This window comes from Embleya sp. NPDC025285, from assembly GCF_055558835.1.
The window spans coordinates 25,835-52,007 of record NZ_JBVHLU010000041.1; the positions used below are offsets into that span (position 1 = coordinate 25,835).

Sequence of the window (26,173 nt, forward strand, 5' to 3'; positions counted from 1 at the left end):
GGGGACCATGCAATCCGGACAGGACGACAGGTCGATCGCGGCGAGGGATCACGCGGGCGATCGGAACCACGACTCCCACCTGTGGCAGCGGCCGGCCCTGCTGACCTTTCTGGGCGGGGCGGAGACCGTGACCGGAAGCAAGTTCATGGTCGAGAGCCACACCCGCGTCCTGCTCGACTGCGGCCTGTTCCAAGGACTCGCGGACCTGCGGCGGCGCAACTGGCGCCCACTGCCGGGCGACGCGAGCCGGGTGCGCGCGGTCGTGCTCACGCACGCCCACCTGGACCACTGCGGATATCTGCCCAGGCTGGTCAAGGAAGGATTCACCGGACCGGTGTACTGCACCCCCGACACCGCACGGCTCGTCGAGATCGTCCTACGCGACAGCGCGCGCCTGCTCCGGGAACAGGCGGACCACGCGAACACCCACGGGTGGTCCAGGCACCGTCCCGCAGAGCCGCTGTACGAGGACAAGGACGTGAACCGCGCACTGGCTCAGCTGACCCCGGTGTCCATCGGCGACGAGACCGCCGTGGCGGCCGGCACCGTCCTGCGCCTTCAGCACGCCGGACACATCCTCGGCTCGGCGTGGGCCCACCTGACACTGGAGGACGGACACACCGTTGCCACCAGCGGTGACCTCGGCCGGCCGGTCCACCCGCTGCTGCGCCCGCCGGACCCGTTCACCGGAGCCGACGTGCTGCTGTTGGAGTCGACATACGGTAATCGGCGGCACCACGACGATGTCGGCCGCAAGCGATTCGCCGCCGCCCTGACACGCACGCTGCATCGCGGTGGAACGGTGGTCATCCCGGCGTTCGCCTTGGATCGAACGGAGGTCGTTCTGCGCGAACTGGCCGACCTGCGCAGTGCGGGCCGATTGCCTGCCGGAGTGCCGATCTACGTGGACAGCCCGATGGCACTGGCCACGTTGCGGATCTACCAGGACGCCTTCGCCCGAGCAGCCCCGGAACTGCGCGCCGACGCGTTGACCGGGAACGCCGCGATCTGGGACCCGACCCCGTTCACACTCGTGCGGTCGCTGTCCGAGTCCATCGCGATCCAGGGCTCCCGCGTGCCCTCGGTCATCGTCTCGGCGTCGGGAATGGCCACCGGGGGTCGTGTCGTGCACCATCTGCGCGAGTTGCTGCCCGATCCCCGCAACACCGTGATGGTCGTCGGGTTCGCCGCCCAAGGCACTCGGGCACGCGATCTGGTCGAAGGCGCGCGTACCCTGAAGATGTTCGGCACCTACGTGCCGGTACGCGCGGAAGTGGTGGACATCCCCGGCCTCTCCGCGCACGCCGACGCCGACGAGATCCTCGACTGGCTGCGGGATGCGCCGGCCCCGAACACGACCTATCTCGTACACGGCGAACCGGAAGGCGCGCAGGCGTTGCGGGACCGTCTCGACGCGGAACTGGGCTGGACCGCCGTCGTGCCCCGGTCGGGAGAACGGGTATTGATCCGATGAATAGACCCGCACGGCCGCCGCAGGACCCGTGGACCCTGGCTTTTCAGGGCTTCGACGCCGAAGACGAGGGCCGGCGCGAGGCCCTGTGCGCGGTCGGCAACGGCTACCTGGTGACCAGGGGCGCGGCACCCGAGTCCCGGGCAGACGGAGTCCACTACCCCGGCACCTACCTGGCAGGCCGGTACGATCGCGCCGTCTCGACGATCGACGGCCATCGGGTGGAACACGAGGATCTGATCAATTGCCCGAACTGGCTGCCGCTCACCTTCCGAGCCGTCGACGCGCCGGGGTGGTTCGGCGAGGATCCCGAGACCCGGATCGTGTCACAGCGGATCGAACTCGACCTGCGCCGGGGAGTGCTCACCCGCGACGCCCTGATCGCCGACGCGGCCGACCGGCGCACACGCCTGTTCCAACGACGGATCGCGAGCCTCGCCGACCCGCACATCGCGGCGCTGGAGACGGTGCTGACCCCGGAGAACTGGTCCGGCCCACTGCACATCCTCTCGGCACTGGACGGCACCGTCACCAATACCGGAGTGGCCCGCTACCGGAGTCTGGTCGGCCGTCACTTGGTCCCGACGGGTCAAGGACAGGACGGGGAAACGCTGTGGCTGAGTGTGCGAGCGGCCGGTTCGCCGCTCCACATCGCCGTCGCATCGCGCACCCGCCTGCTCCTGGACGGTGCGGTTGCCGCGATCGAGCCCGTGTCCGAGACTCACCCGGGCCGACCCACGCAGGTCTTCACCGTCGACGCCGTCGCGGGGCGAGCGGTGACCGTCGAAAAGACGGTCGCCTTCCACACCTCCAGAGACCCGGCCGTCGACGACCCGAGGCCCGCTGCCGTCCGCGGCGTCGCGCCGGCGGGACCTTTCGACGCCCTGCTCCACGCCCACGCCGAGCGCTGGGCGCAACTGTGGCGCCGGTTCCGCACCGAGACCGAATTCACCGACCGCGCGGGCGAGACGAACACCCTCCATCTGCACCTGTTCCACACCGCGCAGACCTACTCCGAACACACGGTGGACCTGGACGCCGGAATGCCGGCCCGAGGCTGGCACGGCGAGGGATATCGCGGCCACATCTTCTGGGACGAGTTGTTCGTACTCCGAACGCTGAACCTGCGCACCCCCGAGATCAGCCGCGCCGTACTGCGCTACCGGCACCGGCGCCTGGACGCGGCCAGACAAGCCGCCCGGGACATCGGTCAGCGCGGGGCGATGTATCCCTGGCAGAGCGCCTGTGACGGCACCGAGCAAGCCCCGGGCACCCACCTCAACCCGATGTCCGGACGTTGGCTCCCGGACCGCACACATCTGCAACGCCACGTCGGCCTGGCCGTTGCCTACAACACCTGGCAGTACTACCAGGCCACCGGAGACCTCGATTTCCTGAACACGGCCGGCGCGGAGATGATGCTGGAGATCGCCCGCTTCTGGGCCGACATCGCGCACTACGACCCCACCTTGGAGCGATACCGAATCCGGGGCGTGATGGGCCCCGACGAGTACCACGACGCGTACCCGTGGGCCGACCATCCCGGCATCGACGACAACACCTACACGAACGTCCTCGCCTCCTGGGTGCTCGCGCGCGCGCTCGACGCGCTCGACGCGCTACCCGGATACCGGCGCGAGGAGTTGACCGAGCGACTCGACGTGAACTCCCTCGAACTCGACCGCTGGCGCAGTATCGCCCGTCGACTCCACGTCCCCTTCCACGACGGCGTGCCGAGCCAGTTCGCCGGATACGAGCGCCTCGCCGAGCTGGACTGGGAGCACTACCGGCGTCGATACCCGAACAACCGCCGCCTCGATCGCATCCTCGAGGCCGAAGGCGACAGCATCAACCACTACAAGGCATCCAAACAAGCCGACGTCCTGATGCTCTACTACCTCTTCCCGGCACAGGAAATCCGCGACCTGCTGCGCCGCCTCGGCTACCCGGCCAGTCACGAGTTGGCGCAGCGCTCCATTGCCTACTACCGAGCGCGGACGGTACACGGATCGACGCTCAGTTCAGTGGTGCACGCGTGGGTGCTGGCCCGAACGGATCGCCGGCGATCCTGGCTCTTCTTCCGCGACGCCCTCGGCGGCGACGTTCTCGACGTGCAGGGCGGCACCACCGCGGAAGGCATCCACCTCGGTGCGATGGCAGGCACGGTGGACGTGCTACAGCGCTGCTACACCGGACTCGACACGCGCGGGGACGTGCTGTGGCTCGATCCACGCCTTCCCACCCGACTCGCCCGCCTGGAGGTCGAGTTGCGCTACCGGAGACACTGGGGCGTGGTGGTGACCATCACTCGACGGGAGGTCACCGTGAGCCTGCGCCCGGGGCAGCACGGGTCGATTCCGATCGGCTTCCGCGGCTCGGTGGTCGAGATCCCGCCCGGGGGCAGTCACACCTTCACTCTTTGAGAATCAAGTCTCCGCGATCAGCCGTTGGGCCCGTCCGGCCCATCCGGCCGATTTCCACCGCGAGCCTTGCCCTCGCGGGCTGCGCTCGGCCACCCGGTCAAGGCCGCCAGGCGCTCGCGGTACTCCTGGGTGTCGATCTCGCCTCGGGCATACCGCAGAGCCAACACCTCGGTCGCCGACGAGCCGCGCGACTCCGAGGCCGTGTGGCCGAGCGAGGATCCCCGCGCCAACAGCCACACCACAGCGACGATCACCGCGATCAAGAGCAGCATCAGGACCGACCCCCACACCCACATCCAGCCGTTGTCCTCGTCCATGTGCCCGCTGTAACGCGCGGGCATCGCCGCCAGGGCCGGAACCAATTCCATCGTCCTCACCTTCCTCGGACGTCGTACCGAGTTCCCTCTTTTCATGGTGCATCGGGGACCCGACGGGCACCGGAGCACTTCGGCCTACCGACCCGGGCCGAACGACCCTCCCGGCCGATGTCGCCGGTCCGGACAGTGGAGAGTGAACGCACTCCGGAGAGGCCGGCGCCGGATGCGCGTGCCGCGGACGGGGACACCAACGGGGGACCGACCGACGGAGGGTGATGTGAACTCCGCGAGGACGCCCGTGACAGCGAGGGATCGGTGCTCGCCGACGTCGGCGGTGATTCCCAGGATCCGCGACGTCATGAGCGCGCCGGTCGTGCATGTCGCTCTGACGGACACGCCGCGCACGGCACGAGAGCTGTTGCTCGCGCTGGGCCTTCGCCACCTCGCGGTCGTCGATCCGGGCACCGGAGCGGTGGTAGGCATGCTGAGCGATCGTGAACTCGCCGAACCGCGGGCACCGCGCCACCTGGGATGCCGCCCGCGCACGGTCGCCGAACTCGTCCGGCGCTGCGCGCCGATCGTCCGCCCCGAGGTCGACACACTCACCGCCGTCGAATGCATGCTCGACGCCGATGCCGACGCACTGATCGTCGCCGATCGGAGCCGAGTGCCGCTCGGAATCGTCACCGGCCACGATATGGCGCGGGTTCTGGCCCGGATCCATCACGATCCCATGGCCGGATGACGGCCGCGTACGTTCGGTGCGTCATCGTGGGCTGGCGTCGGGCATCCGGGCCGTCGCCGCCGCGCCCCCCCACGGAGTTTCGTCCCGACAGCCACGGGGCTACGGTTGAGGTGACGAACGATATCGACAGGATGCCGACACTCGTGTCGCCCCGGAGGGCGGCCGTGCCGGTCGGGCAGGTAGGTCTTCCGTGTTGACCGTGGCAGTGAGCGATACGACTCCCGCACGTTTGTGCCTCTGCCCCCACGCGGGCGGCAATAGTCACGAGGTGGACGGCGTGTGGTGGCCTCGGTCGAGGGCGACGATCGAGGAGCTCGCCGCGTTGTTCACGGGGATGGAACGTGTGGGTTCGTATTCGCGCGCGACGCTCGATCGGAGCCTGTGGTCCGGCACGCCCCGACCTTTGCGGATCGCCGGGCTGGGCCGCGTGGTGCGGTGGGGCGGATTCGTGGCCGGACAGGACCCGCACCGGATCGAACTCTTCTCGCTGATCGCCCCCTTCAGGGAACTTCTCGTGGTGCCGCCGCAGGTATCACCCCGGGTCGCGGCCCTACTCATGGACCCGAGCGAGTGGCCCGACAGGTCCCGTTCGCCCAGCGAGCTCTTGGGCGCGGCTCTGGCGAGGGTGAGCGGGACGGCGATGGTACGGATCCCGGCGGCCCTCGGATCGGGTGAGGGCGGACGCCGATCGCGTCCCCGGCCCGCGGCTGCGCTACGGTCCGTGACCCGTGCGAGCAGGTCGCCACTGGTCGCTCACAGTGTCGAGACGGCGGCGGGGCCGTAGTAGGCGTCGCGCATGATGGCGGTCATGTCCTCGAGCATGGCCATCCGCGGGTTCGCCGGGGCGCATTGGTCCTCGTAGGCGTTGAGCGCCTGCTCGGGCAACGCGTCCAGGAATGCCCGCTCGTCGACGCCCAGGGCCCGGAAGGACGGTTCGATGCCGACTCGATCCCTGAGCCGCTCGACCGCGGTGGCCAGGGAGCGGACTCCTTCGGCAGGGGTGTCGGCGGGGAGGCCGAGCGTGCGGGCGATGTCCTGGAAGCGCTCGGGCGCTTGGTAGTGCTCGTACTTGGGCCAGCCGGCGAGTTTGCCGGGCGCACTGCCGTTGTAGCGGATCACCCGGGGCAGCAGGACGGCGTTCGTGCGCCCGTGGGCGATGTGGAAGGTGGCGCCCAGGGTGTGGGACATGGCGTGCACGATGCCGAGGAAGGCGTTGCCGAAGGCCATCCCCGCGATGGTGCCCGCGTTGTGCATCTTCTCGCGCGCTTCGGGACTGGCTTGCCGGTCGGTGACGGCGGCTTCGAGATTGTCGAAGACCAGCCGGATGGCGTGCAGGGCGAGGCCGTCGGTGAAGTCGTTGGCGTAGACCGAGACGTACGCCTCGATCGCGTGGGTGAGGGTGTCCATGCCGCTGTCCGCGGCCAGGGCGGGCGGCAGTTCCGCGGCCAGCAGCGGGTCGACGATGGCCACGCTCGGGGTGAGGGCGTAGTCGGCCAGCGGGTACTTCTTGCCGGTCGCGGAGTCGGTGATCACGGCGAACGGGGTGACCTCGGCGCCGGTGCCGGACGTGGTCGGTACGCACACCAGTCGGGCCTGTTCGCCCAGCACGGGGAAGCGGAAGGCGCGCTTGCGGATGTCGAGGAACTTCTGCCGCATGTCGGAGAAGTCGACGTCGGGCTGTTCGTACAGCAGCCACATGACCTTGGCGGCGTCCATGGGCGAGCCGCCGCCCAGGGCGACGATGGTATCCGGGCGAAAGGTCCGCATGAGGTCCGCGCCGCGCCGTACCGATTCGATGCTCGGCTCGGGCAGCACGTCGTCGATGATCTGTATCGTGACCGGGAGTTCGCGGGAGTGCAGCACCCGGCGGATGCGGTCGACGTAGCCCAGGCGGGTCATGGTCGCGTCGGTGACGATGGTCACCCGATGCACGTGCGGCATCTCGGCCAGGTAGCGGATCGCGTGCGGTTCGAAGTAGATCTTGGGCGGGATCTTGAACCACTGCATGTTGTTGCGGCGGGTGCTCACCCGTTTGACGTTCAACAGGTTGACCGCCGAGACGTTGTTGGACGTCGAAGTGCCGCCCCAGGATCCACAGCCCAAGGTCAGCGAGGGCAACAGGCCCGTGTAGATACCGCCGATGGCTCCCTGGGACGAGGGCGCGTTGACGATGATGCGGGCCGTTTTCATGTGCCGCCCGTAGTCCTCGGCCACGGCGGGATCGCTCGTGTGGATGACGGCGCTGTGGCCCATGCCGTGGAAGGCGACCATGTCGGCGGCGAGCGCGAACCCCTGCTCGCGCGAGTCCGCGCGCAGAACGGCCAGGACGGGGCACAACTTCTCGCGGGTGAGGGGCTCTTGCGGGCCCACTCGGTCGGCGTGGGCCAGGATTACGGTGGTGTCCGCGGACACCGTGAACCCCGCCTGGGCGGCGATCCACATCGGGCTCCGGCCCACGGCCTCGGGATTGACGCGTGGTTCGCGACCGGGCCCCGCACCGGCGCCGAAGAGGTAGGTCTCCAGCTTGTGCTTCTCGTCCTCGGTGGCCAAATGGGCGCCCAGGGAGGCGAATTCGGACAAGGCGGCATCGTGGATGTCGGCGTGCAGGATGACGGCCTGTTCGGAGGCGCAGATCATGCCGTTGTCGAACGACTTGGACAGCACGACGTCGTTGACCGCCCGGCGCAGGTCCACGTCGCGGTCGACGTAGGCGGGTACGTTGCCCGCACCCACGCCCAGGGCCGGTTTGCCCGCCGAGTACGCCGCCTTGACCATGCCTTCGCCGCCGGTTGCCAGGATCAGTGCGACGCCGGGGTGACGCATGAGCGCGGTGGTCGCCTCGATCGAGGGGCTCTCGATCCACTGCACGCAGTGCTCGGGCGCGCCGGCGGCGATGGCCGCGTCGCGCACCACCCGTGCCGCCGAGGCGCTGCACCGCTGGGCCGAGGGGTGGAAGGCGAAGACGACCGGGTTGCGGCTCTTGAGGGCGATCAACGCCTTGAAGACGACCGTTGCGGTGGGATTGGTGACCGGCGTGACCGCGCACACGACGCCGACCGGCTCGGCGACCTCGGTCATGCCGGTGATCTCGTCGCGAGCCACGATGCCGACCGTCTTGAGACTCCGCATGCTGTCGGTGGTGTATTCGCAGGCGAACATGTTCTTCGCCGCCTTGTCCTCGAAGACGCCTCGGCCGGTCTCGTCGACCGCTTCGCGGGCCAGTCGGGTGTGCTGGTCCAAGGCGGCGACGGACGCCTTCTTGACGATGTGGTCGACCTGCTCCTGGGTGAACGCGTCGTAGGTGGCGAGTGCGTTGGCGGCATCGGCGACGAGGGTGTCCACCGCCGTGTCGATGTCGGAGGGACCCGTGTCCGCGGTCGGGACGAGTAAGACGGTCTCGGAGCGGCTGCTCATGGCTGGTTCTCCTGTGTGGTGGTGGGCGATCGACGGAGCCGGGGAGCATCCGGCGGCCGGGTGTCGGGCGGGAGGCCGTGCCGGGACCCGGGAGGGATTCGGCGACGCGTCCCGATGCGGGTGGCGCGGACTCCAGGTCGGGCCCCGGCGTGGGTCAGCGGCGACCAGGCGGGTCGTTCGGCCAGGTCCAGTCGCGGACTTCGGGCGTGTCCTCGCCGTTTTCGAGGATCCAGTGCGTGGTGTCGGGCGCGTGCGTCGGCCATGGCCTGACGTACCGTCGCGGCGTGCGAACCCAGGCCGGGGACGCGGTCGATCACGTCGATCACGCGTTGGTGGCGGTCCATGTCGTTGGTGCAGTTGCGTCGACCGTGGTCAGGTCCGGACTGCCGGGAATCGCCATCGTCATCGGTCTTCCTCTCGTGCGTCGTCCGAACTTCGCTCGCTCCCACGCTCGCGCCGACCACGCGCGGCGTGAAGGGCCGAACGGCCCTATGACAGTGGGCCGTCGCGAGCTGCCGTCGGTGACCCAGAGGCTGAATTCCCTGCTTTGCGGGGGATGTGAATGGGCCCTGTACGCCGGCAGTCCGAGGCGAACCGACCGGGCGACGCACCGGACGGCTCCGTCGTTGGAGCCACGCACGGATGGACGTCGAGTCCTGTTTCGCTTCGTGCGGCGGTCGGGTCGAGGGCACCCGCGAGACTGCCGCACGGGTGCGGAGTGGTTCGGCCGGGGTGGGTCTCTCGGCTTGCCCGACAGGGCCGTTCGGCCCGGGTCGAAGTGGACGGAGAGCGCGCAGGCTGGGAGAGGGGCCGGGTTCGATGGAGCCCGTGACGACGACTGCGTCAACCCATGAGACTTCCGGAGCGGCACCATGGTCACCAGGACCAACCCGAACCTCGGCGTTCTGATCGGCTACGACACTTCGCCCGGCAGTGAGCGTGCGCTCGACTGGGCCGCCCGCAACGCCGCCGACGTCAAGACACCGCTGCACATCGTGTCGGTCGTGCCCCCCGTGGGCCTGGGATACGCGCGATCGGCCGTCGCCCGGCCCGGGACCGCGCGTTCGGCGTCGAACCTGGCCGCAGCGCGATTGCGGGACACCTATCCGTACCTGACGGTCGACACCGCACTCGGAGAGGGTTCGCCGGCGGATGTGCTCCTGTCGGAGGCGCGCGACCATGCCGACCTGATCGTGGTCGGCAGCCGTGGCCACGGGGGTTTCGTCGGCCCGATCCTGGGGTCGGTCTCGCTGAGGGTGTGTGCGCACGCACCGTGCCCGGTCGTCGTCGTTCCCGCGCACGAGACGGCGGAGGTTCACAAGGACGTTGCGGTCGGCGTCGCCGGCGACGGCGATACCGCCGCGATCGAATACGCCGTCGAACAGGCTCGCCGCACCGGTGGGGACGTCTTGGCCGTGAGCGTGTGGAGCGCACCGTTCATCGGATCCGCCCTGGCCGGGGCGATGCGCGGGGTCGGTGGTGCGGAGAAGTCGGCCGACGAACAGCGGCACATGCTCGAAGACATCCTTCGGCCGGTGCGCGCGCGGGCGCGCGACGTGGTGATCGAATCGGTGGTTCGGGGCGGAACGACGCCGTACGCGCTCGTGCGTGCCGCCGCCTGCGCCGGACTGCTGGTCGTCTCGGCCCGTCGGGGTCGCCGTGCCGTGCGGATGCGACTCGGGCCGACGACACACGCGGTACTGCGGCAGGCCCGCTGTCCCGTCGCGGTCGTCCCCCGCGTGCACGAGAGTCGAGGGTGAGAAGAAGTCTCCGGTGAGCCCTGGGGACGTGTCTTGAGAGAGCCGTGTGAAGCGGAACGGCAGGGCGGTTGGCACGAACGCGGTTGGCACGAACGGCCGTCGGCCCGGCGCCGGGAAAGCCGTGCGGCCCATGTCCCGGGGCCGATGGCCGGGTGCCGCACCCTGTGCGCGCCCGGTTCCCCGGCGTGGGTAGGCGTCCGGTCCTCCGCCCTTCGCTACCGGGCCAGGCCCTATCGCCGGTTCGACCCGAGGGGTGGTGCCGTATCCCTGCCGGTTCCGTTCACAGTCGTTGCGTCGTCACCGGCTTCGGCCGTCCCGAGTGTCTCCGAAACGGGGCGGCGGGGGGTGGGGGTTCCGGGCGGCCCGTACCCCATCCGCAACACCATCTGGACGTAGCCGGGACCGGTCTGCGGATCGCGAACGTTCGCGCGAGTGTCGGGCCATTCGACGGCCTGGTGGAGGACCGATACACGCAGTCCGTGGACCGTTGCCACCAGCCATGCCCGCTCCATGGCCTGGCCCGCGCGCAGCCAGTCCTGCGGACGATCGAAATGGGTGGTCAGGGTCGCCACCTGAGGTAGCGCCTCGAAGCGCTGCGTCGTGGTGGGAGACGAGGGCGGGTGCCCGGTGAAGGCGCGGACCGGTACCCGGGCGTCGTGGTCCTGGGGGCCCAGGGCCTCCTGGGGGATGCCGTCGGCCGCAGGCTCCTCCAAGCGCAGCCACGCGCGCGTCTCCGCCTGCCGGGCGAGATCCGCGGCCGTTCGGCGTTCGGCTTCGGCCGTCAGATTCAGGACGCGGCGCGCGTCGGCCTCCTCCAAAACGGCCAGGACCACGTCCTCCGCGTCGGCGGCGGCGATGAGTTCACCGAGAACCCGCTCCGGGACGTCACGGTTGGCGAACGGTAGGCGACTGGAGTGACGTCGGGCGATCGCCGAGTACAGGTCCGGGCCGTAGGGAAGCGGGGTGCGGGCGAATCGACCCAGGTCGAGCACGGCAGTCGGTGACGGATCGGCATCATCGTGGGGGAGGAGCGTCACCAGCGGTTCCCGACCCAGTTGAGCAGCGGCGACGCGCAGGTTGAACACAGCCGCGCCGATGGAGATGTGCATGGCTCTGCCATTGGGGTCGGTGAGCGGGATCGCTCGCGTGCCGTCCGCGTACACCGCGATTCCGCAGCCGTCGATCGTGGGTCGGAAGAACCACGGTTGGCTGTTGTGAAGCGAGGGTGCCGCACCGGCCGCGGCGGCCAGATACCGCAGGTCGGCGGGGTTCAGGGATGCGTTGGTCATGGCGATTTCTCCCTACGGCCCATCAAGGCGTCCGAATGCGGAAAAGCGGATCCGGCGCGTCCTGGTTGTACCCGTCGGGCTCCGCCTTCAGGGGCGCAGACCGCGGCGGCCCGTCACGCGTGGACGCGCGATCGCTCATCCGGGGCCTCCTGTCGTCGAACACGTGACCCGCTCGGGACGACGCCGGATGTGACCAGTCTCGGGCTTCCGACGTCGGAACCGCAGGGCCGGATGCCCCGGGAGGACCAGGGCCGTGGGTCCCAGTCCCACATCCGGCTTCACCGGTCGCCGATCGGTCGGTCACGTGCCGCGAACCACCGGTCGGCGCGGGCAGCCGCGAATCCGAGGACTGCGCCGGCAAGGGGGATCAGGAGGTCCCCCACAGGCAAGGCGTGGGTTCCGAGGAGGTCCCGGAGCGTCGGTACGTACACGCCGGCCAGACCCAAGGCGGCGGACGCGAGGACGGTGATCGGCAGAAACGGGTTGGCACGGGTGAGCAATCGGGTCCTCAGGCCTGTGACGACGCCGAGTTGGGCACCGAGCAGGGTCAGGAAGAGCACGCTCTGCCACGCATGTCCGGCGTGGTCGCTCCACGCCCCGGCGGCAAGGCTGACGGCAGTCACGCACAGGCCCAGCCGCGCGACCCGCTGCCACAGGCCGTCACCGAGGATGCTCTGCTCGGCTGGGCGGGGCGCGCGCCGCATAGTGCCCGATGCTGCGGGCTCGGCCCCCAGAGCGACCCCGGTGAGTCCATGGGTGAGCAGGTTGATCCACAGAATCTGCGCGGCGACCAGCGGCACGGGCAGGCCCAGAAGGGGACCGAGCATCATCACGGCGATCTCGGCGGCGCCACCGGAGAGTCCGTAGACGAGAAAGCGGCGGATGTTGTCGTAGACGCGCCTGCCTTCCTCCACCGCGGCGACGACGGTCGCGATCTCGTCGTCGGCCAGCACCAGGTCGGCTGCCTGGCGAGCCACCTCCGTGCCCCGGCCCCCCATCGCCACCCCGATGTCGGCACGGCGCAGGGCAGGTCCGTCGTTGACGCCGTCGCCGGTCATCGCCGTGATGTGGCCTCGGGCACGCCACGCCTGGATGATCGCCGGTTTCTGCTCGGGAGTGGTTCTCGCGAACACTCGCACGGCGGTCGGATCCCGCTCGGGATCCGCGCGCAGGTCGGCGCCGGTCAGGACCGTACTGTCCCCGTCGCGCAGGATGCCCAGGCGCGTGGCAACGCTTCGTGCGGTTGACGGGTGGTCGCCGGTGATCATCACGGTAGTGATGCCGGCCTCGTGGCATGCGGCGATGGTGCCACGAGCGGACTCCCGAGGCGGATCGCTGATGCCGATCAGGCCGAGCAGGGACATGTCCTGCTCCGCGTCCTCGACAGGGTGGGGCAGGGCATCCAGACGCCGTGTGGCGACGGCCAGGACTCGGTAGCCGTCCGCGGCCAGAAGATCGGCCTCGTAGCGCACCAGGTGCAGGAAGTCGGCGTCGGAGGCAAGGAAACGCGAACGCAGGACGACCTCGGGGGCTCCCTTGAGTACGGCCCGCAACCGGCCGTCGCGATCGCGGTGCACCGTGGTCATGCGTTTGCGGTCGCTGTCGAAGGGGGCCTCGGCCACCCGGGGATGCTCCTCGCGCAGTGTGGTGCCGGCGATCCCGACCTTGCCGGCAGCGGCCAGCAGGGCCGCCTCCGTGGGGTCTCCCAGAGCCGACCACCCAGGGTCGGGGCCCGGCGGTACCAGAGTGGCGTCGTTGCACAGCGAGGCCGCGGTGAGCAGTTCGTTCACCCATGTGGCGCAGTGCCCGTCCACCGGTTGTCCGTCGACCAGTACTTCGCCCTCGGGCGTGTAGCCCGTGCCGGTGAGCGTGGCCGTGCCCTCGGGGGTCCACAGTCGTTCGGCGACCATGCGGCCCTCGGTCAGGGTGCCGGTCTTGTCCGTGGCGAACATCGTGACCGAGCCGAGCGTCTCGACGGCGGGCAGGTTGCGGACGATGGCATGCCGCGCCGCCATCCGCCGCGCGCCCAGGGCCAAGCCGAGGGTGACCACCGCGGGCAGCGATTCCGGGACAGCGGCGACCGCGAGGCTGATCGCGGTGACGGCCATCGACTCGGTCGGTTCACCGCGCAGCAGACCCAGGGCGAACACCACCAGACACAGGCCGACGACCACCGCGGCGAGCACACGTCCCAGATGAGCGAGTCTGTGCTGCAGCGGGGTCGGGCCGGGGCGGTCCTGCATCAGCGCTGCGATCCGCCCCAGGGCGCCGGCCGCGCCGGTGGCCGTGACCTCGGCGAGAGCGCGGCCACGCATGACCACTGTCCCACCCTGAAGCAGATTGTCGGCGGTTGTCTCACCCGTCGGATCGAGAGCGGTCTTGTCCACCGGTACCGATTCGCCCGTCAGGGATGCCTCGTCGACGAGAAGGCCGGATGCCTCGTACAGGACGGCGTCGGCGGGAACGATGTCCCCCTCGTCCAGCAGGACGATGTCACCGGGCACCAGATTCGCCGAGGCCACCTCGCTCTCCGACCCCTCGCGCAACACTCGCACGGCCGGTACGGACAGGTCCGACAGGGCGGTGACGGCCCGGTCGGCGCGGATCTCCTGGACGACGCCGACCAGGGTGTTGACGGTGACCACGAAGAGGATGACCGCCGTGTCCGCGAGATCCCCGGTCAGCGTGGTCAATAGGGCGGCGGCCAGAAGCACCAGAATCAACGGGTCGCGCAGTTGGGTCACCACGCGAATCCACACCGGTGTCCGCCGTGCCGGTGGCACGATGTTCGGGCCGTATTCGGCAAACCTCTCGGTCACCTGCTCCCGGGTCAACCCATACACGACAACGGGTCGTTCCGCGAGTGGAGCCGAGGACGCCGGAGGCACCCGGGGCGTGTCTGACACGGTAATTCGTCACCAATCAGTCGGATCGCCTGCGGTCCGAGGACGCGCAGGAGTGCTGGACGACAGCCTGGCCGCTCCCCGGAGCGACGGTGTGGCGCGGCCGGGCGGATCATGGTGTGCGCGAAAAGGGTCGACCCGGGTTCCTGTACCACGCGGTCGGACACTCTTGCGTGAACGTCAGTTTGCCTCGTCGTCACTCTCGCGCGGCACGACGACGACGGGACAACGGGCGTGGTGCACCAGCCCGTGGCCGACCGAGCCGAGCAACATGCCCTTGAAGCCGCCCAGTCCGCGGGTGCCGACCACCACGCACAGGGCGTGCTCGGACGCCTGGACCAGGGTGTGCACGGGGTGGCCGAGGACGACCTCGCGTCGTACTGGCACTTCGGGGTACTTCTCAGACCAACCGGCGAGCGTTTCCGCAAGACGGATCCGGCCCTCTTCGACCTCCTCCGCGTTTGTCACGGCGCCCACCACGGGGCTTGCGAAGAATGGACGAACCTGGACGGCCAGTACGGTCGCGCCGCGCAGCGAGGCCTCCTCGAACGCGAAGGCGACGGCCCTTTCGGACACGCGTGATCCGTCGACTCCCACGACGACCGTCCAGGGATCGTCTTCGACGTGTTCCGGATCGCGGACGATCACGACCGGGCAGGTCGCGTGCGCGACCACAGGAACGGCGATGCTTCCGGTGGTCAGCAACTCCTTGATCGACGACAACCGGCGCGATCCCAGGACGACCATGGCGGCGCTCGCAGCCTGCTTCCGCATGACGGCGCCGGGTTCTCCGTCGACCAGCAGTTCGGTGATGTCGAGTCCCGGATGGGCGCTCAGCGCGAATCTGCGCGCCTCTTCCAGCGTTTGCTGCCCGGAACGTCGAAAGATCCCACTCCAGGTCTCCCACGGCTTACTCATGTCCGGGTCGTGCTCGGCGCCGGGGGGCCAGTCCAAAGCGTGCACCAGGCGTAGCCGAAGTCCGCGGCGTTCGGCCTCGCCGGCTGCCCACAGGACCGCGATTCGGGCGGCGTCGGTGTTCTCGACCCCGACGATCACGGGCGCCGATTCTTCGAAGGTGGTCACCACGCACTCCCTTCCGGGCGAGCCGGCTCGGCGCCGGCTCTTTGGACCGACTCTGCTCGCGCCGCCCGGCGTCGAGCAGGGCCGTTCGGCCCGGTCGGTTCGGCAAAGGACCCTTCGCCGAACGACCCGGGGCGCCACACCGCGACGACCGCGACCGCCGGCACGAGACGACACATAGCACCCGACCCCTGCGAACCGAGCGCTTCACGGCCGCTCGGCCCGCCACGGGCGGACGACTGCGGGCAAGTGGCGAGGATCGATTGCCGGCGAGAGGGTGGAGAAGTCTTCTCGTTTCCGACCCGGGAGGTCGTGAAACCTGCTTCGGAACCGCCATGAGGTCGCTTCGCCCGATGAGAGCACCCGTCGGTGAGGCCCCGGCTCCCATCCGGCGCATCGAAAAGGACACGTTCATGTTCCACCACCGCGTCGAATCCCAGATGACCGCCGATGTGGTCACCGTCCACTCCGACACCCCGTTCAAGGAGATCGTCCGAGTCCTGCGTGAACACCGGATCGCCGCAGTCCCCGTCCTGGAGGGAGACGAGGTCGTCGGCGTCGTCTCGGAGTCAGATCTGTTGCACAAGGAGGCCGATCGGGAGAGCGCCCCGCACTTTCCCTTCCGGGTGATCGTCCGCCGTACCGAGCGGGTGGCGCGAAACAAGGCCCGGGCGGCGACCGCGGGGTCGCTGATGACCTCTCCCGCCGTCGTCGTGGAACCGGACGCGTCCCTTTCGGATGCCGCCCGGCTGATGGAACGCCACCACGTCACGCACCTGCCGGTGGTGGACGGGTCGGGCCGACTGCGCGGCATCGTCGGCCGCAGCGACCTGTTGCGGATATTCCTGCGCGCCGACACACGCATCCATGACGAGATCCGCGACGGCGTGGTCCGGGACACGATGTGCGTGGATCCGAACACCGTCGGCGTCGGCGTGACCGACGGGATCGTCGACCTATCCGGCCAACTGGAACGCAAGTCGCTCATCGCCATCCTGGTCCGCCTGTGCCGAGGCGTCGAGGGTGTCGTGGATGTTCGCGAACACCTCACCTACGCCCGGGACGACATGCTCATACGTCCTCCCATGGTGCCTCCGCTCAACGGCCCCGAACCCCACCGGGCCTGACCGACCGTGTCGGGACAGGCCCGGTCGCAGGAGGCCGTCGGACACGTCGGAGCCCGTGATGTCGGGGGCCATTCGGCCCTGTTCCATGTGTGTGCGCGGCGCAGACTGGGTGTGGCAGATGGAAGCCGTCGAACCGGAGGTGAGCCCGATGGTTGCCGCAAAGCACTGGACCGTCGACATCCACCTGAGCGAAAAGAGTGGCCCGGACGACTTCGAAGGCGGCGAATCGGTACGTACGTTCGCCGAGGCACGGTTGCACACGCGGGACGACACATCGGTTCGCGGTTGGGGACACGCCCGCAAGAACCCCAAGGACCGGGATGTGCCGGAGATCGGCGACCACCTGGCCGCCGCCCGGGCACTGTCCGATTTGGCACACCGCCTGCTCGACCTGGCCGCCCGCGACATCGAGGCGGTCACCGGGTCGCCTGCGGCCGTGCACGATTGAGCACCCTCCCGTGACGACACCGCCGACGGGCGTGGCATCCGGGCAGGCGATGTCGGCGTCGGTATCCTCCGGGGAACGTCGTCACGACAGGGAGGACGCTACGACCGAGAATCCGACGACGAGGGAGCCGGTGGCGTGGATGCACCGGAGAGCCGACACCGTAGGTGATTTCTTCACGAGTGGTAGCGCGGGTGACCGGCTTACGGTACGTGTGTGCGTCACACAGTTGTGCACACCGTGCTCGGCATCATGAAGCCCTCCTCACGAAGGAGGCCCATGCCGCAGCCTGCCGCCATTCTCGGGGCGATCGGTCGACGCCTGGCAAGGGCGGCGCCCGGAGCGGTGGCGCTGCGAGGGTACGAGCCGAAATACCTGCGTGACGACTTGTTGGCCGGTGTGACGGTCGCGGCCTATCTCGTGCCGCAAGTCATGGCCTATGCCACCGTCGCGGGCCTCCCGCCCGTCGCAGGCCTCTGGGCCATTCTGCCCGCGATTGTGATGTACGCCCTCCTCGGGTCGTCGCCCTTGCTGTCGGTCGGTCCGGAGTCGACCACCGCACTGATGACCGCGACGGTGGTGGGTCCCCTGGCCGCAAGCGACGCCGGGCGCTACGCGGTCCTTTCCGCCACCCTCGCCATTCTGGTCGGGATCCTTGCCCTCGTGGCGTGGCTGGTGCGGTTCGGCTTCGTCGCCGACCTGCTTTCGCGTCCGGTGCTGATCGGATACCTGACGGGACTGGCAGTGATCATGATGGTGGATCAGTTGCCTGTACTCACCGGTGTCCCCGTGGAGGGCGACGGGGTCGGTCCCAAGTGGCGTTCGTTCGTGACGAACTTGTCCGTTGTGCACTGGGAGACGGTCGGCATGAGCGCGGCAACGCTGGCCTTCCTCTTCGGCGTGGCGCACTTTGCCCCCCGATTCCCGGCCCCGTTGCCTGCTGTTGCGCTGGGCACCGCGCTGGTTGTCGCCTTTCGCCTGACGGATCACGGGATCGACGTCGTCGGCGATGTACCGACCGGGTTACCCGACGTCTTCACACCCGGCTTCGGCCAGACACGTGACTTGCTGGCGCCTGCGGCCGGCATCCTGCTCGTCGGGTACACCGACGTGATGCTCACCGCGCGCGCGTTCGCCTCAACCGGTGGCAAACCCCGCCTGGATCCGAATCAGGAGCTGCTCGCCATGGGCGCGGCCAACCTCGGTTCCGGTGTGTTCCAAGGTTTTCCGGTGAGCAGTAGCGCCAGCCGCACCGCGCTGGCCAAGTCGGCCGGTGCCCGGACGCAGCTGTACGCGCTCACCGCCGGGGCGGTGGTCGTCGCCGTGCTGCTCTTTCTCGGGCCCCTCCTGACGAACATGCCGACAGCGGCTCTCGGTGCACTGGTCGTCTTCGCCGCTGTCCGGATGATCGACGTGGCGGGATTCCGGCGCCTGATGTCCTTCCGACGGCGCGAGTTCCTCCTGGCGTCGGCCTGTCTGGTGGGCGTCTTGGCGCTGGGCATTCTCTACGGCGTCCTGGTGGCCGTCGGCCTGTCCGTTGCCGAGTTGCTGAGCCGCGTGGCACGACCGCACGACGCCGTCCAGGGAATCGTGCCGGGCATGGCGGGCATGCACGACGTCGACGACTATCCCGGAGCCCGAACCATCCCCGGTCTGGTGGTATATCGATACGACTCGCCGCTGTTCTTCGCGAACGCGGAGGACTTTCGGCGCCGCGCGCTGGCCGCGGTGGCCGAGGAGACACACCCGGTGTCGTGGTTCGTGCTGAACACCGAGGCGATCGTCGAGGTCGACATCACCGCCCTGGACTCCCTCGAGTCCGTGCGGGAGGAACTGGACAAACGCGGTGTGATCGTTGCCCTGGCACGGGTGAAACAGGACCTGCGCACGCAGTTGGACGCCTACGGCCTCACCGCATCGATCGGTGCGGATCGTTTGTTCCCCACACTGCCCACCGCCGTCGACGCCTATGACCAATGGTGCCGCGAGCACGACGGCGGGCGGCAAGGGTAGGCCTCGAGGCTTCGAAAGGGGAATCCACGTGCGACAGGAGAGTTCCGTTTCCGGAGGAATCAGACATGGTCGGTGAGTGCGATCACCAAGTCGGCGAAGTCCTCCGGTGTCTCGGCGTCGGCGTAATCGATTTCGTCGAAGCGCCCGCCTGCCCGTTCGCTCAGCGCCTCCAGGAAGCCCAGGAAGTCGAGCGAGTCCATGTCGAGTTGCTCGCGCAACGACCTGTCGGGTGTCAATGCGGACACGTCCGCTCCCGGGACCGCCGCCTGGGCCGACTCCCGAACGAGTGCCAGCGCTTCCATTCGGTTCACAACGCCTCCGGGTGCTTCAACAAGCGGTCGACCGCGGTCAGGAATCGGGAGCCGGTCGCCCCGTCCGTCGCCCGATGGTCCGCGGAGAGCGACGCGGTCACGGTCGGGTGCACACCGAGGAGACCATCGACCGCGACGGGTCGTTCGGTGACCCTGCCGAAACCGACGAGTGCGACCTGAGGTGGGTAGATGACCCCGAAAACGGCCTCCGCGCCCTGCTCGCCGAGATTGGTGACCGTGATCGTGGGATCGGCACTCTGCGTGCTGCGCAGGCGCCCGGCGCGAGCGCGCTCGACGACCTCGCGCAGTGCGGCCATCAGTTCGGGAAGCGGCATCCGGTCGGCCTCCTCCAAGGCCGGGGCGACCAGGCCCCCACCGCGCAGGGAAATCGCTACTCCCAACCGTACCGTCGGGCCGGGCACGAACCTGTCGTCGATCCAGAACCCGTTGAGTTCCGGCACGCGACCTGCCGCGACAGCAGTTGCCTTGAGCAGCAGCGCGGCCGGCACCACATGCTCGGCCACCGGTCGGCCGCGGTTGTAGGCGCGCACCCAATCGACGGCCCCGGCCAGGTCGATGGTCGTGGACAGGTAGTAGTGCGGGATCTCTCGTTTGGCGCGGCTCATGAGCGCGGCGATCGCCGTCCGCATGGTCCCCGGCCGGCCACGTACGGGCGTGGCGGGCGCCGCGGCCGTCGCACGCCCCACGCTCACGGGAGAGTCCTTCTCCCGTGCCGCCGCGCGTACATCGTCCGCCTTGATCGTGCCATGCCTGCCACTGCCGTTGACGGCGCGCAGATCCACTTCCAGTTCCCGTGCAAGCCTGCGTGCCAACGGCGACGCCGCCGGACGTTCGTGCGCGGCAGTGCCCTCTCGCGCGTAGTCGGCAGCCTCCCGGACGTCCGCACGGGTCACCCGCCCACCCGGACCGGAACCGTGCAGCGCGGCCAGGGGTACCCCGAGTTCGTCGGCCATGTGCCGTACGAGCGGTGACGTACCGATCGGTGAGGTGCCACGAGAGAGGGGTGACTCCGCTTCGGCTGCCGTGCGCCGATCGTGTTCGGGGGGCGGCGACCCGCCGGGCTTCGACGGCTCGCCGGCCGGCAGGGACGCCACGGCCGGGGTGCTCGGCTCAGGAGACGGTTCCCCGGACGTCTCGATCACAGCCAGTGGAGTTCCGACCGGCACGGTTCGACCCGGCTCCACGAGCAGGCGCGTGATGGTTCCCGCGTCGAAGCACTCGACCTCGATGGCGGACTTCGCGGTTTCGACGACCGCGACGACGTCGCCGCGGGCCACCCGATCGCCTTCGTGGACCAGCCACTCCGTGAGCGTGCCCTCGTCCATGTCCGCGCCCAGGGACGGCATCGTGAACTCCGGCATTCAGCTCACCGCCCGGTGCACGGCCGCGACGACGTCCTCCACCTGGGGGATCGCGGCCTGTTCGAGCTGGTGGGCGTACGGAATGGGAACCTCCGCCGTGCAGACGCGTTCGATCGGGGCGTCGAGTTCGTAGAACGCAGACTCGGCGATCCGCGCCGCCACTTCGGCGGCGAGCCCGCCGCTGCGCCAGCACTCCTCGACCACGACCGCACGGTGCGTGCGGGCGACTGTGGCCAGGATCTCCGTAGTGTCGAGCGGACGCAGGGTGCGCAGGTCGAGTACGTCGGCGCTGATGCCCTCCGCGGCCAATGTCTGCGCGGCCGCCATGGTCCGGGGCAGACAGCCCCCGTAGGTGATGAGCGAGACGTCGGTACCGGATCGGCGCAGCCGTGCGGAATCGATGTCAACGGCAGTCCGATCGGGATCGAGGGCGTCCGCGAGGTTGTACAGACCGGTGTGCTCGAAGACGACCACCGGGTCTTGGCAGGCCAGCGCGGCGGCCAACATGTGACGTGCGTCCTCCACGGTCGCGGGCGCGATCGCGCGCAGCCCCGGGATGTGCGCGTACCACACCTCCAGGCTGTGCGAGTGCTGCGCACCGAGTTGGCGTCCGGCACCGGTTGTGGTGCGGATGACCAGCGGTACCCGGATCTGCCCGCCGGACATGTGCTGGATCGCGGCGGCCGTATTGAGGATCTGGTCCATCGCCAGCAGACTGAAATTCACGGTCATGATCTCGACGATCGGCCGCATCCCGGCGATGGCCGCGCCGATGCCCGCTCCCACGAACGCCGACTCGGACAGTGGCGTGTCGCGGACGCGGTCGGGACCGAACTCCTCCAGCAAGCCCAGGCTCACGCCGAAACAGCCGCCATACGCGGCCACGTCCTCACCCATCAGGAATACCCGGTCGTCGCTGCGCATGGCTTCACGCATGGCCTCGCGCATCGCCTCGCGGTACGTGGTCCTGGCCTCCTCGTCGGGCTCGGATCCGTTCTCCCGCGACGCGGGCGCGGCCTTGACCTCGCGCTTGTTCCCGGTCGCCCCCTTCGAGTGCTTTCCGGCCCGCTTCGGTACGGCACCCGTCGGTTTTCGGCCCGTCATGTCCTCACCTCCGGCGGGGTGGTGACAAAGCGCAGAAGATCGTCGACCGGTTCCTCGGGTGCTTCCTCGGCGGCTCGCACCGCGTCGGACACTTCCTGAGCGACCCGATCCTCCAGGTCGTCGAGGTCGGTGTCCTCATGCGCCCCGGCTGGCCGCAACCCTGCGGCCAGCATGGGAATGGGGTCGCGGGTCTTCCACCACTCGACCTCTTCCTTCTCGCGGTAGCGGTCCGGGTCGTACATCGAGTGCGCCCGAAACCGGTAGGTGCGGGCCTCCAGGAAGTGTGGGCCCGCGCCCCCGCGGATGGACGCCACCGCCCGTCGCGTCGCGGCTTCCACCGCCACTACGTCCATGCCGTCCACAGCCCACGCGGCCATGCCGTAGGAGGCGGCGCGCATGGCGAGGTCGGTCTGGGCGTGTTCGCGGGCCAGGGCAGTGCCCATCGCGTAGCGGTTGTTCTCGCAGACCAGGAGCAGCGGCAGGCCCCACAGGGCCGCGAGGTTGGCGGTCTCGTGGAATTCGCCTTCGGCGAAGGCCCCGTCCCCGAAGAAACAGCAGGTGATGCCTTCCTCGCCGCGCATCTTGGCGGCCAGAGCCAAGCCGGCCGCCAGAGGCAAGCCCGCACCGACGATGGCGTTGCCTCCGTAGAACCGCCGCTCGGCATCGAAAAGGTGCATCGAGCCGCCTCTGCCACGGCTGCATCCGGTGATCCTGCCGAACATCTCGGCCATCACGGCCTGCGCCGGAACACCCTTGGCCAACGCCTGGCCGTGTTCGCGGTAGGTCGCCACGACCGCGTCGTCGGGCGCCAACCCGGCGTTCACCCCCACCGCGACGGCTTCCTCACCGATGTACAGGTGCACGAAGCCGCGGATCCTGGCCGAACTGTAGAGCTCGACACAGCGCTCCTCGAAGCGGCGGATGAGCAGCATCCGGTACAGCAGGTCCCGAAGGTGTTCGCGATCGTTCATCACGGCCTCGCCAAGGTCGAGACGTCGCCCTCGGGCAGGCCGAGTTCGCGGGCCCGCAACAGCCGCCGGACGACCTTGCCGCTGTTGGTCTTGGGAAGATCCTGGTCGAACTCGATCTCTCGGGGGGCGACCGCCGGGCCGAGCCGGGCGCGTGTGAAGGCGAGCAGTTCGCGTCGCAGCCCGTCGGTGGGCGCGAAACCGGGGCGAAGGGATACGAACGCTTTGACGATGGCTCCGGCCAGCGGGTCCGGGCGGCCGACGACGCCGCTCTCCGCGACGGCGGGGTGCTCCAGCAGCGCGCTCTCCACTTCGAACGGCCCGATCAGATGGCCCGCGGATTTGATGACGTCGTCGGCCCGACCGACGAACCAGAACCAGCCGTCGGGATCCTGCCGGGCCAAGTCGCCGGTCAGGTACCAACCGTCGGCGAAGCATCCGTCGTACCGGTCGGGTTCGTGCAGGTAGCCGCGGAACATCGAGGGCCACCCGACGTGCAACGCCAACTCTCCTTCGATATCCGGCTGGTCGAGCACGATGACCTTCCCGTCCGTGACCTCGGCGCGGCCGTCCGAGCCGCGTCTGAGGACTGCCGCGGTCACTCCGGGCACGGGCCTGCCCATGGAGCCGGGTCGAATGTCGCACGCGGCGAAGTTGGCGATCATGATGCAGCCGGTCTCGGTCTGCCACCACGTGTCGTGAATGGGTTGCCCGAGCACGTCCCGTCCCCACAGGACCGCCTCGGGGTTGAGCGGTTCGCCCACACTCGCCACGAAACGAAGCGCGGACAGGTCGGTCCCCAGGGGGAGATCGCCGGGCCGCTGCCGTGGCGTCGTGCGCATCAGCATCCGAATGGCGGTCGGAGCCGTGTACCAGACGGTCACGTTGTGGTCGGTGAGGATGCGGTACCAGCGGCGGACGTCGAAATCCCCTTCGTCCACGACCACTGTCACTCCGCAGGTGAGCGGCGCGATGATGCCGTACGACATCCCGGTCACCCACCCCGGGTCGGCCGTGCACCAGTACACGTCCCCCGGGTGCAGGTCCAGCGCCGTCAGTGCCGTCGCGTGGTGGGCGACGACCGCCTCGTGGACATGGACGGCGCCTTTGGGAGTGCCGGTGGTTCCGCTGGTGAAGTGGAGCAGGGCCATGTCCTCGGGGCCGGTCGGAGCTACTGCGCCACCTGCGTGGGCGGCTCCCGTCAGCAGGTCGTAGGAGAAGACGCCGTGTGCCTGCGGGACGTCGGGCCCGACGATGAGCACGTATTCCAACCGCGGCAGTTCATGGCGCCGAGCGGCGACCTTGCGCTGGTACAGCGCCGTCGTCGTCACCAGCACGCGAGCGTCGCCGAGCCGCAGGCGTTCGCACACCGGGTCCGGACCGAAGGCGGAGAAGAGCGGACACAGGACACTTCCGTTGCGCAGCGCACCGAGCACCGTCGCGAATAGTTCGGGGCAGCGATCGAGGAGTGTGAACACTCTCTCGCCTCGCCCGACCGCGAGCTTCGTCAGCACATCGGCGAACCGGGCCGAAGCATCGCACAGCTTCGCGTACGTCCAGGTGCGGACTCTTCCGTCGCGCGCGACGACACGGATCGCCTCGTGGTCTCCCCTTCCCATCGCCACATGTCGATCCACTGCCTCGTAGGCGATGTTCAGATCCCCCGACGGCCGGCCGCCCAACTCCGCGCGCGCCGTCCCCCAGTCGAACCGCCGTACCGCGGCCGAGTAGTCGGGCATGTTCGGCACGACCGGGAAGAGGCCGGCCTTCGGGCTGATCGGCGCCGTCATGACCGCGCCCGAACCGGAGCACCGACCAATTGTCGGCAGCGACCGATCCGCCGCCCGTCGGGATACCGGCGCAGATCGCTTTTCGTCCCCGAGCGCTGGGCTGCTCGCGCAGTACGCATGGCTCACTTCCGAAGAGTCGTGCCCTTTACTCCACCCTGCGACGCGGAGGCGGCCGACGCCAGCGGGCGAGTCATAGGCAGCGGCGCACCGGCGGTTCCCGGAGGTGGGCCCGATGACGGGTTTCGTGTTCGAACGCGCGGACGTAGGCAGTTCACAGGGCCGAACGACCCTGTGCGCGAAGCGGTCATGAGCGGCATCCTGAGTTTGGCGGATCGCGGGAGCCCCGCCACCGCCGTGGACCACGGAAGCCACAAGGGAGCGGCGTCATGAAGGCACAGGTAGGCGACTGGGTGGTAGTCGAGTCTCCGCACGTGGGTGAACCCCGACGTGTCGGCTTGGTGATCCGGGTGGATCACACGGACGGTACGCCGCCCTACATGGTGCGCTGGACCGAGGACGATCATGAGTCATTGTTCTTCCCCGGCCCCGAAACGCACGTCGAGAAGCCCGAGGCGATGCTTCGGCCGGTGACGCGTCGATGACATAGGGTTCGACGAGCCTCTGCCGACGTGGCTCAGGCTCTACGGCGTCGCCGGCCCGTCCGACACGCCGGCGGCCCATCGGCGCAGGATCAGGCCCCGGGGCTCCGACCGCGGTGGCCGAGGCACGGGAGCAGGCGGTCGGCGCGTGGCCTGACCCCGGAAATTGCCCGGAGCTGTGGCGGAGCAGCTCGGTATACCCGAAACGGGACGACGACCGACTGTCACACCCGGGATGGGAGAGGCGACATGCACCACCGAACGGTTGCGGAATGTATGACCAGAGAGGTTGTCCGCGCGCGGCCGGACATGCCGTTCAGGGAGATCGTTCAACTGTTGACGGACAACGACGTCACCGCAGTGCCTGTGGTCGACGAGTTGGGCCGTCCCATGGGTGTGGTGTCCGAAGTCGATCTGTTGCGCAAGTCCACCGCCCGGGCCGATCTGTCCGGCGTGAGCCCGATTCCGGATCTGGAGGCCTGGGAGCGGGCCAAGGCAGAAGGGATTCGGGCCGAGGAACTGATGTCGGCTCCCGCGGTGTGCGCGCGTCCGGACTGGACCGTGGTCGAGGCGGCTCGCCTGATGGCAGTCCAGAACATCAAGCGGTTGCCCGTCGTGGACGAGGCGGACAGGCTTCAGGGCATCGTCAGCCGTGCTGACCTGCTGCGCATCTTCCTGCGAGGTGACGACGCCATCCGGGAGGAGATCGAACAGGAGGTGCTGCGGCACACACTGCGCCTCGAGCCCTCGCAGGTGACGGTCGAGGTCGACGAGGGTCAAGTCACCCTCGGTGGATCCGTCGAGTTCAAGAGCCTGATCCCGGTCATCGAGCGGCTGTGCCGGAGCATCGACGGTGTGGTCTCCGTCGTCGAGCACATCGCCTACCGCACCGACGATGGACCAGGTTTCGCCGGCGGCACGTGAGACACACCGGCATCGGGCGGAACCGGGGCCGTCGGGGCTTGCGCCGATCGGGCCGCTCCGAAGGTGTGACCCGCGCGTATCTCGTTCGAAGGCCGGCGGACACCGGCA

General features: G+C 69.2%; 20 protein-coding genes and 1 pseudogene. 10 read left to right on the plus strand and 11 right to left on the minus strand.

Going from position 1 to position 26,173, the window contains the following annotated elements; genetic code table 11:
* Window positions 1-7 precede the first annotated feature (7 nt).
* Window positions 8-1,474 (plus strand): MBL fold metallo-hydrolase RNA specificity domain-containing protein, encoded by a 1,467-nt coding sequence (locus ACZ4FV_RS26280; RefSeq protein ID WP_465323385.1) that lies wholly within the window; start codon window positions 8-10, stop codon window positions 1,472-1,474.
* Window positions 1,471-3,894, plus strand: a complete 2,424-nt coding sequence (locus tag ACZ4FV_RS26285; RefSeq protein ID WP_465323386.1) for a glycoside hydrolase family 65 protein — start codon at window positions 1,471-1,473, stop codon at window positions 3,892-3,894. The genes ACZ4FV_RS26280 and ACZ4FV_RS26285 overlap by 4 nt, the downstream gene beginning before the upstream one ends.
* A 17-nt stretch (window positions 3,895-3,911) precedes the next feature.
* Here the strand turns inward: ACZ4FV_RS26285 and ACZ4FV_RS26290 are convergent, their stop codons facing one another.
* A complete protein-coding gene (locus ACZ4FV_RS26290) occupies window positions 3,912-4,262 on the minus strand; it encodes an SHOCT domain-containing protein (protein WP_465323387.1) in 351 nt (116 codons plus the stop codon).
* A 307-nt stretch (window positions 4,263-4,569) separates the two neighbouring features.
* Between ACZ4FV_RS26290 and ACZ4FV_RS26295 the strand changes: the two genes are divergently transcribed.
* Together ACZ4FV_RS26295 and ACZ4FV_RS26300 are read left to right on the plus strand one after the other, a co-directional pair.
* On the plus strand, window positions 4,570-4,956 hold the full coding sequence (locus ACZ4FV_RS26295; protein ID WP_465323388.1) for a CBS domain-containing protein: 387 nt from the start codon (window positions 4,570-4,572) through the stop codon (window positions 4,954-4,956).
* A 205-nt stretch (window positions 4,957-5,161) separates the two neighbouring features.
* A complete protein-coding gene (locus ACZ4FV_RS26300) occupies window positions 5,162-5,740 on the plus strand; it encodes a DUF5994 family protein (protein WP_465323410.1) in 579 nt (192 codons plus the stop codon).
* Here ACZ4FV_RS26300 and adhE read toward each other — a convergent pair.
* Complete coding sequence (gene adhE, locus ACZ4FV_RS26305) at window positions 5,710-8,370, minus strand: bifunctional acetaldehyde-CoA/alcohol dehydrogenase (protein WP_465323389.1); 2,661 nt, start codon at window positions 8,368-8,370, stop codon at window positions 5,710-5,712. The genes ACZ4FV_RS26300 and adhE overlap by 31 nt on opposite strands.
* A gap of 154 nt (window positions 8,371-8,524) precedes the next feature.
* Window positions 8,525-8,720 (minus strand): annotated as a pseudogene (locus ACZ4FV_RS26310) (phosphoketolase family protein); the annotation flags it as partial.
* A 522-nt stretch (window positions 8,721-9,242) separates the two neighbouring features.
* Here ACZ4FV_RS26310 and ACZ4FV_RS26315 point away from each other — a divergent pair.
* The gene (locus tag ACZ4FV_RS26315) at window positions 9,243-10,130 is read left to right on the plus strand and encodes a universal stress protein (protein WP_465323390.1); all 888 of its coding nucleotides are present in this window, start codon (window positions 9,243-9,245) and stop codon (window positions 10,128-10,130) included.
* 230 nt (window positions 10,131-10,360) lie between these two features.
* Here ACZ4FV_RS26315 and ACZ4FV_RS26320 read toward each other — a convergent pair whose 3' ends face one another.
* The 3 genes from ACZ4FV_RS26320 to ACZ4FV_RS26330 form a co-directional block, all read right to left on the minus strand.
* On the minus strand, window positions 10,361-11,419 hold the full coding sequence (locus ACZ4FV_RS26320; protein ID WP_465323391.1) for an Acg family FMN-binding oxidoreductase: 1,059 nt from the start codon (window positions 11,417-11,419) through the stop codon (window positions 10,361-10,363).
* Between the two features lie 278 nt (window positions 11,420-11,697).
* On the minus strand, window positions 11,698-14,325 hold the full coding sequence (locus tag ACZ4FV_RS26325) for a cation-translocating P-type ATPase (protein ID WP_465323392.1): 2,628 nt from the start codon (window positions 14,323-14,325) through the stop codon (window positions 11,698-11,700).
* Window positions 14,326-14,502: 177 nt separating this feature from the next.
* Window positions 14,503-15,405 carry a universal stress protein gene (locus tag ACZ4FV_RS26330; RefSeq protein WP_465323393.1) on the minus strand — a complete coding sequence of 301 codons (903 nt, stop codon included), beginning with the start codon at window positions 15,403-15,405 and terminating at the stop codon, window positions 14,503-14,505.
* A 410-nt stretch (window positions 15,406-15,815) separates the two neighbouring features.
* Here ACZ4FV_RS26330 and ACZ4FV_RS26335 point away from each other — a divergent pair, with 410 nt between their 5' ends.
* The 3 genes from ACZ4FV_RS26335 (at window position 15,816) to ACZ4FV_RS26345 (ending at window position 18,987) form a co-directional block, all read left to right on the plus strand.
* A complete protein-coding gene (locus ACZ4FV_RS26335) occupies window positions 15,816-16,529 on the plus strand; it encodes a CBS domain-containing protein (RefSeq protein WP_395873583.1) in 714 nt (237 codons plus the stop codon).
* A 148-nt stretch (window positions 16,530-16,677) separates the two neighbouring features.
* Window positions 16,678-16,977: a DUF1876 domain-containing protein gene (locus tag ACZ4FV_RS26340; RefSeq protein ID WP_395873582.1), complete on the plus strand. Its 300-nt coding sequence runs from the start codon at window positions 16,678-16,680 to the stop codon at window positions 16,975-16,977.
* Window positions 16,978-17,253: 276 nt separating this feature from the next.
* Window positions 17,254-18,987, plus strand: coding sequence for a SulP family inorganic anion transporter (locus ACZ4FV_RS26345; protein ID WP_465323394.1), 1,734 nt, complete (start codon window positions 17,254-17,256; stop codon window positions 18,985-18,987).
* 59 nt (window positions 18,988-19,046) lie between these two features.
* On the opposite strand, the gene ACZ4FV_RS26350 is transcribed toward ACZ4FV_RS26345, so the two are convergent.
* The 5 genes from ACZ4FV_RS26350 to acsA are packed head-to-tail and all read right to left on the minus strand — an operon-like array spanning window position 19,047 to window position 24,542.
* Window positions 19,047-19,289, minus strand: coding sequence for an acyl carrier protein (locus ACZ4FV_RS26350; protein ID WP_395873621.1), 243 nt, complete (start codon window positions 19,287-19,289; stop codon window positions 19,047-19,049).
* Between the two features lie 5 nt (window positions 19,290-19,294).
* Complete coding sequence (locus ACZ4FV_RS26355) at window positions 19,295-20,680, minus strand: dihydrolipoamide acetyltransferase family protein (protein ID WP_395873580.1); 1,386 nt, start codon at window positions 20,678-20,680, stop codon at window positions 19,295-19,297.
* A complete protein-coding gene (locus ACZ4FV_RS26360) occupies window positions 20,681-21,784 on the minus strand; it encodes an alpha-ketoacid dehydrogenase subunit beta (RefSeq protein WP_465323395.1) in 1,104 nt (367 codons plus the stop codon).
* Window positions 21,781-22,755: a pyruvate dehydrogenase (acetyl-transferring) E1 component subunit alpha gene (gene pdhA / locus ACZ4FV_RS26365; protein WP_395873578.1), complete on the minus strand. Its 975-nt coding sequence runs from the start codon at window positions 22,753-22,755 to the stop codon at window positions 21,781-21,783. Before pdhA ends, ACZ4FV_RS26360 begins: the two co-directional genes overlap by 4 nt.
* The gene (acsA, locus tag ACZ4FV_RS26370) at window positions 22,755-24,542 is read right to left on the minus strand and encodes an acetate--CoA ligase (protein WP_465323396.1); all 1,788 of its coding nucleotides are present in this window, start codon (window positions 24,540-24,542) and stop codon (window positions 22,755-22,757) included. The genes pdhA and acsA overlap by 1 nt, the downstream gene beginning before the upstream one ends.
* Before the next feature lie 386 nt (window positions 24,543-24,928).
* Between acsA and ACZ4FV_RS26375 the strand changes: the two genes are divergently transcribed.
* Both ACZ4FV_RS26375 and ACZ4FV_RS26380 read left to right on the plus strand, forming a co-directional pair.
* Window positions 24,929-25,144 carry a DUF1918 domain-containing protein gene (locus ACZ4FV_RS26375; RefSeq protein ID WP_395873576.1) on the plus strand — a complete coding sequence of 72 codons (216 nt, stop codon included), beginning with the start codon at window positions 24,929-24,931 and terminating at the stop codon, window positions 25,142-25,144.
* 246 nt (window positions 25,145-25,390) lie between these two features.
* Window positions 25,391-26,065, plus strand: coding sequence for a CBS domain-containing protein (locus tag ACZ4FV_RS26380; protein ID WP_395873575.1), 675 nt, complete (start codon window positions 25,391-25,393; stop codon window positions 26,063-26,065).
* The last annotated feature ends 108 nt before the right edge of the window (window positions 26,066-26,173 follow it).

Coding starts and splice junctions, on each gene's coding strand:
- ACZ4FV_RS26360 (WP_465323395.1), bottom strand. CDS start 21,784: ATGACGGGCCGAAAACCGACGGGTGCCGTACCGAAGCGGGCCGGAAAG.
- ACZ4FV_RS26345 (WP_465323394.1), top strand. CDS start 17,254: ATGCCGCAGCCTGCCGCCATTCTCGGGGCGATCGGTCGACGCCTGGCA.
- ACZ4FV_RS26375 (WP_395873576.1), top strand. CDS start 24,929: ATGAAGGCACAGGTAGGCGACTGGGTGGTAGTCGAGTCTCCGCACGTG.
- pdhA (WP_395873578.1), bottom strand. CDS start 22,755: ATGAACGATCGCGAACACCTTCGGGACCTGCTGTACCGGATGCTGCTC.
- ACZ4FV_RS26320 (WP_465323391.1), bottom strand. CDS start 11,419: ATGACCAACGCATCCCTGAACCCCGCCGACCTGCGGTATCTGGCCGCC.
- ACZ4FV_RS26380 (WP_395873575.1), top strand. CDS start 25,391: ATGCACCACCGAACGGTTGCGGAATGTATGACCAGAGAGGTTGTCCGC.
- acsA (WP_465323396.1), bottom strand. CDS start 24,542: ATGACGGCGCCGATCAGCCCGAAGGCCGGCCTCTTCCCGGTCGTGCCG.
- ACZ4FV_RS26340 (WP_395873582.1), top strand. CDS start 16,678: ATGGTTGCCGCAAAGCACTGGACCGTCGACATCCACCTGAGCGAAAAG.
- ACZ4FV_RS26280 (WP_465323385.1), top strand. CDS start 8: ATGCAATCCGGACAGGACGACAGGTCGATCGCGGCGAGGGATCACGCG.
- ACZ4FV_RS26290 (WP_465323387.1), bottom strand. CDS start 4,262: ATGGAATTGGTTCCGGCCCTGGCGGCGATGCCCGCGCGTTACAGCGGG.
- ACZ4FV_RS26315 (WP_465323390.1), top strand. CDS start 9,243: ATGGTCACCAGGACCAACCCGAACCTCGGCGTTCTGATCGGCTACGAC.
- ACZ4FV_RS26355 (WP_395873580.1), bottom strand. CDS start 20,680: ATGCCGGAGTTCACGATGCCGTCCCTGGGCGCGGACATGGACGAGGGC.
- ACZ4FV_RS26285 (WP_465323386.1), top strand. CDS start 1,471: ATGAATAGACCCGCACGGCCGCCGCAGGACCCGTGGACCCTGGCTTTT.
- ACZ4FV_RS26295 (WP_465323388.1), top strand. CDS start 4,570: ATGAGCGCGCCGGTCGTGCATGTCGCTCTGACGGACACGCCGCGCACG.
- adhE (WP_465323389.1), bottom strand. CDS start 8,370: ATGAGCAGCCGCTCCGAGACCGTCTTACTCGTCCCGACCGCGGACACG.
- ACZ4FV_RS26350 (WP_395873621.1), bottom strand. CDS start 19,289: ATGGAAGCGCTGGCACTCGTTCGGGAGTCGGCCCAGGCGGCGGTCCCG.
- ACZ4FV_RS26335 (WP_395873583.1), top strand. CDS start 15,816: ATGTTCCACCACCGCGTCGAATCCCAGATGACCGCCGATGTGGTCACC.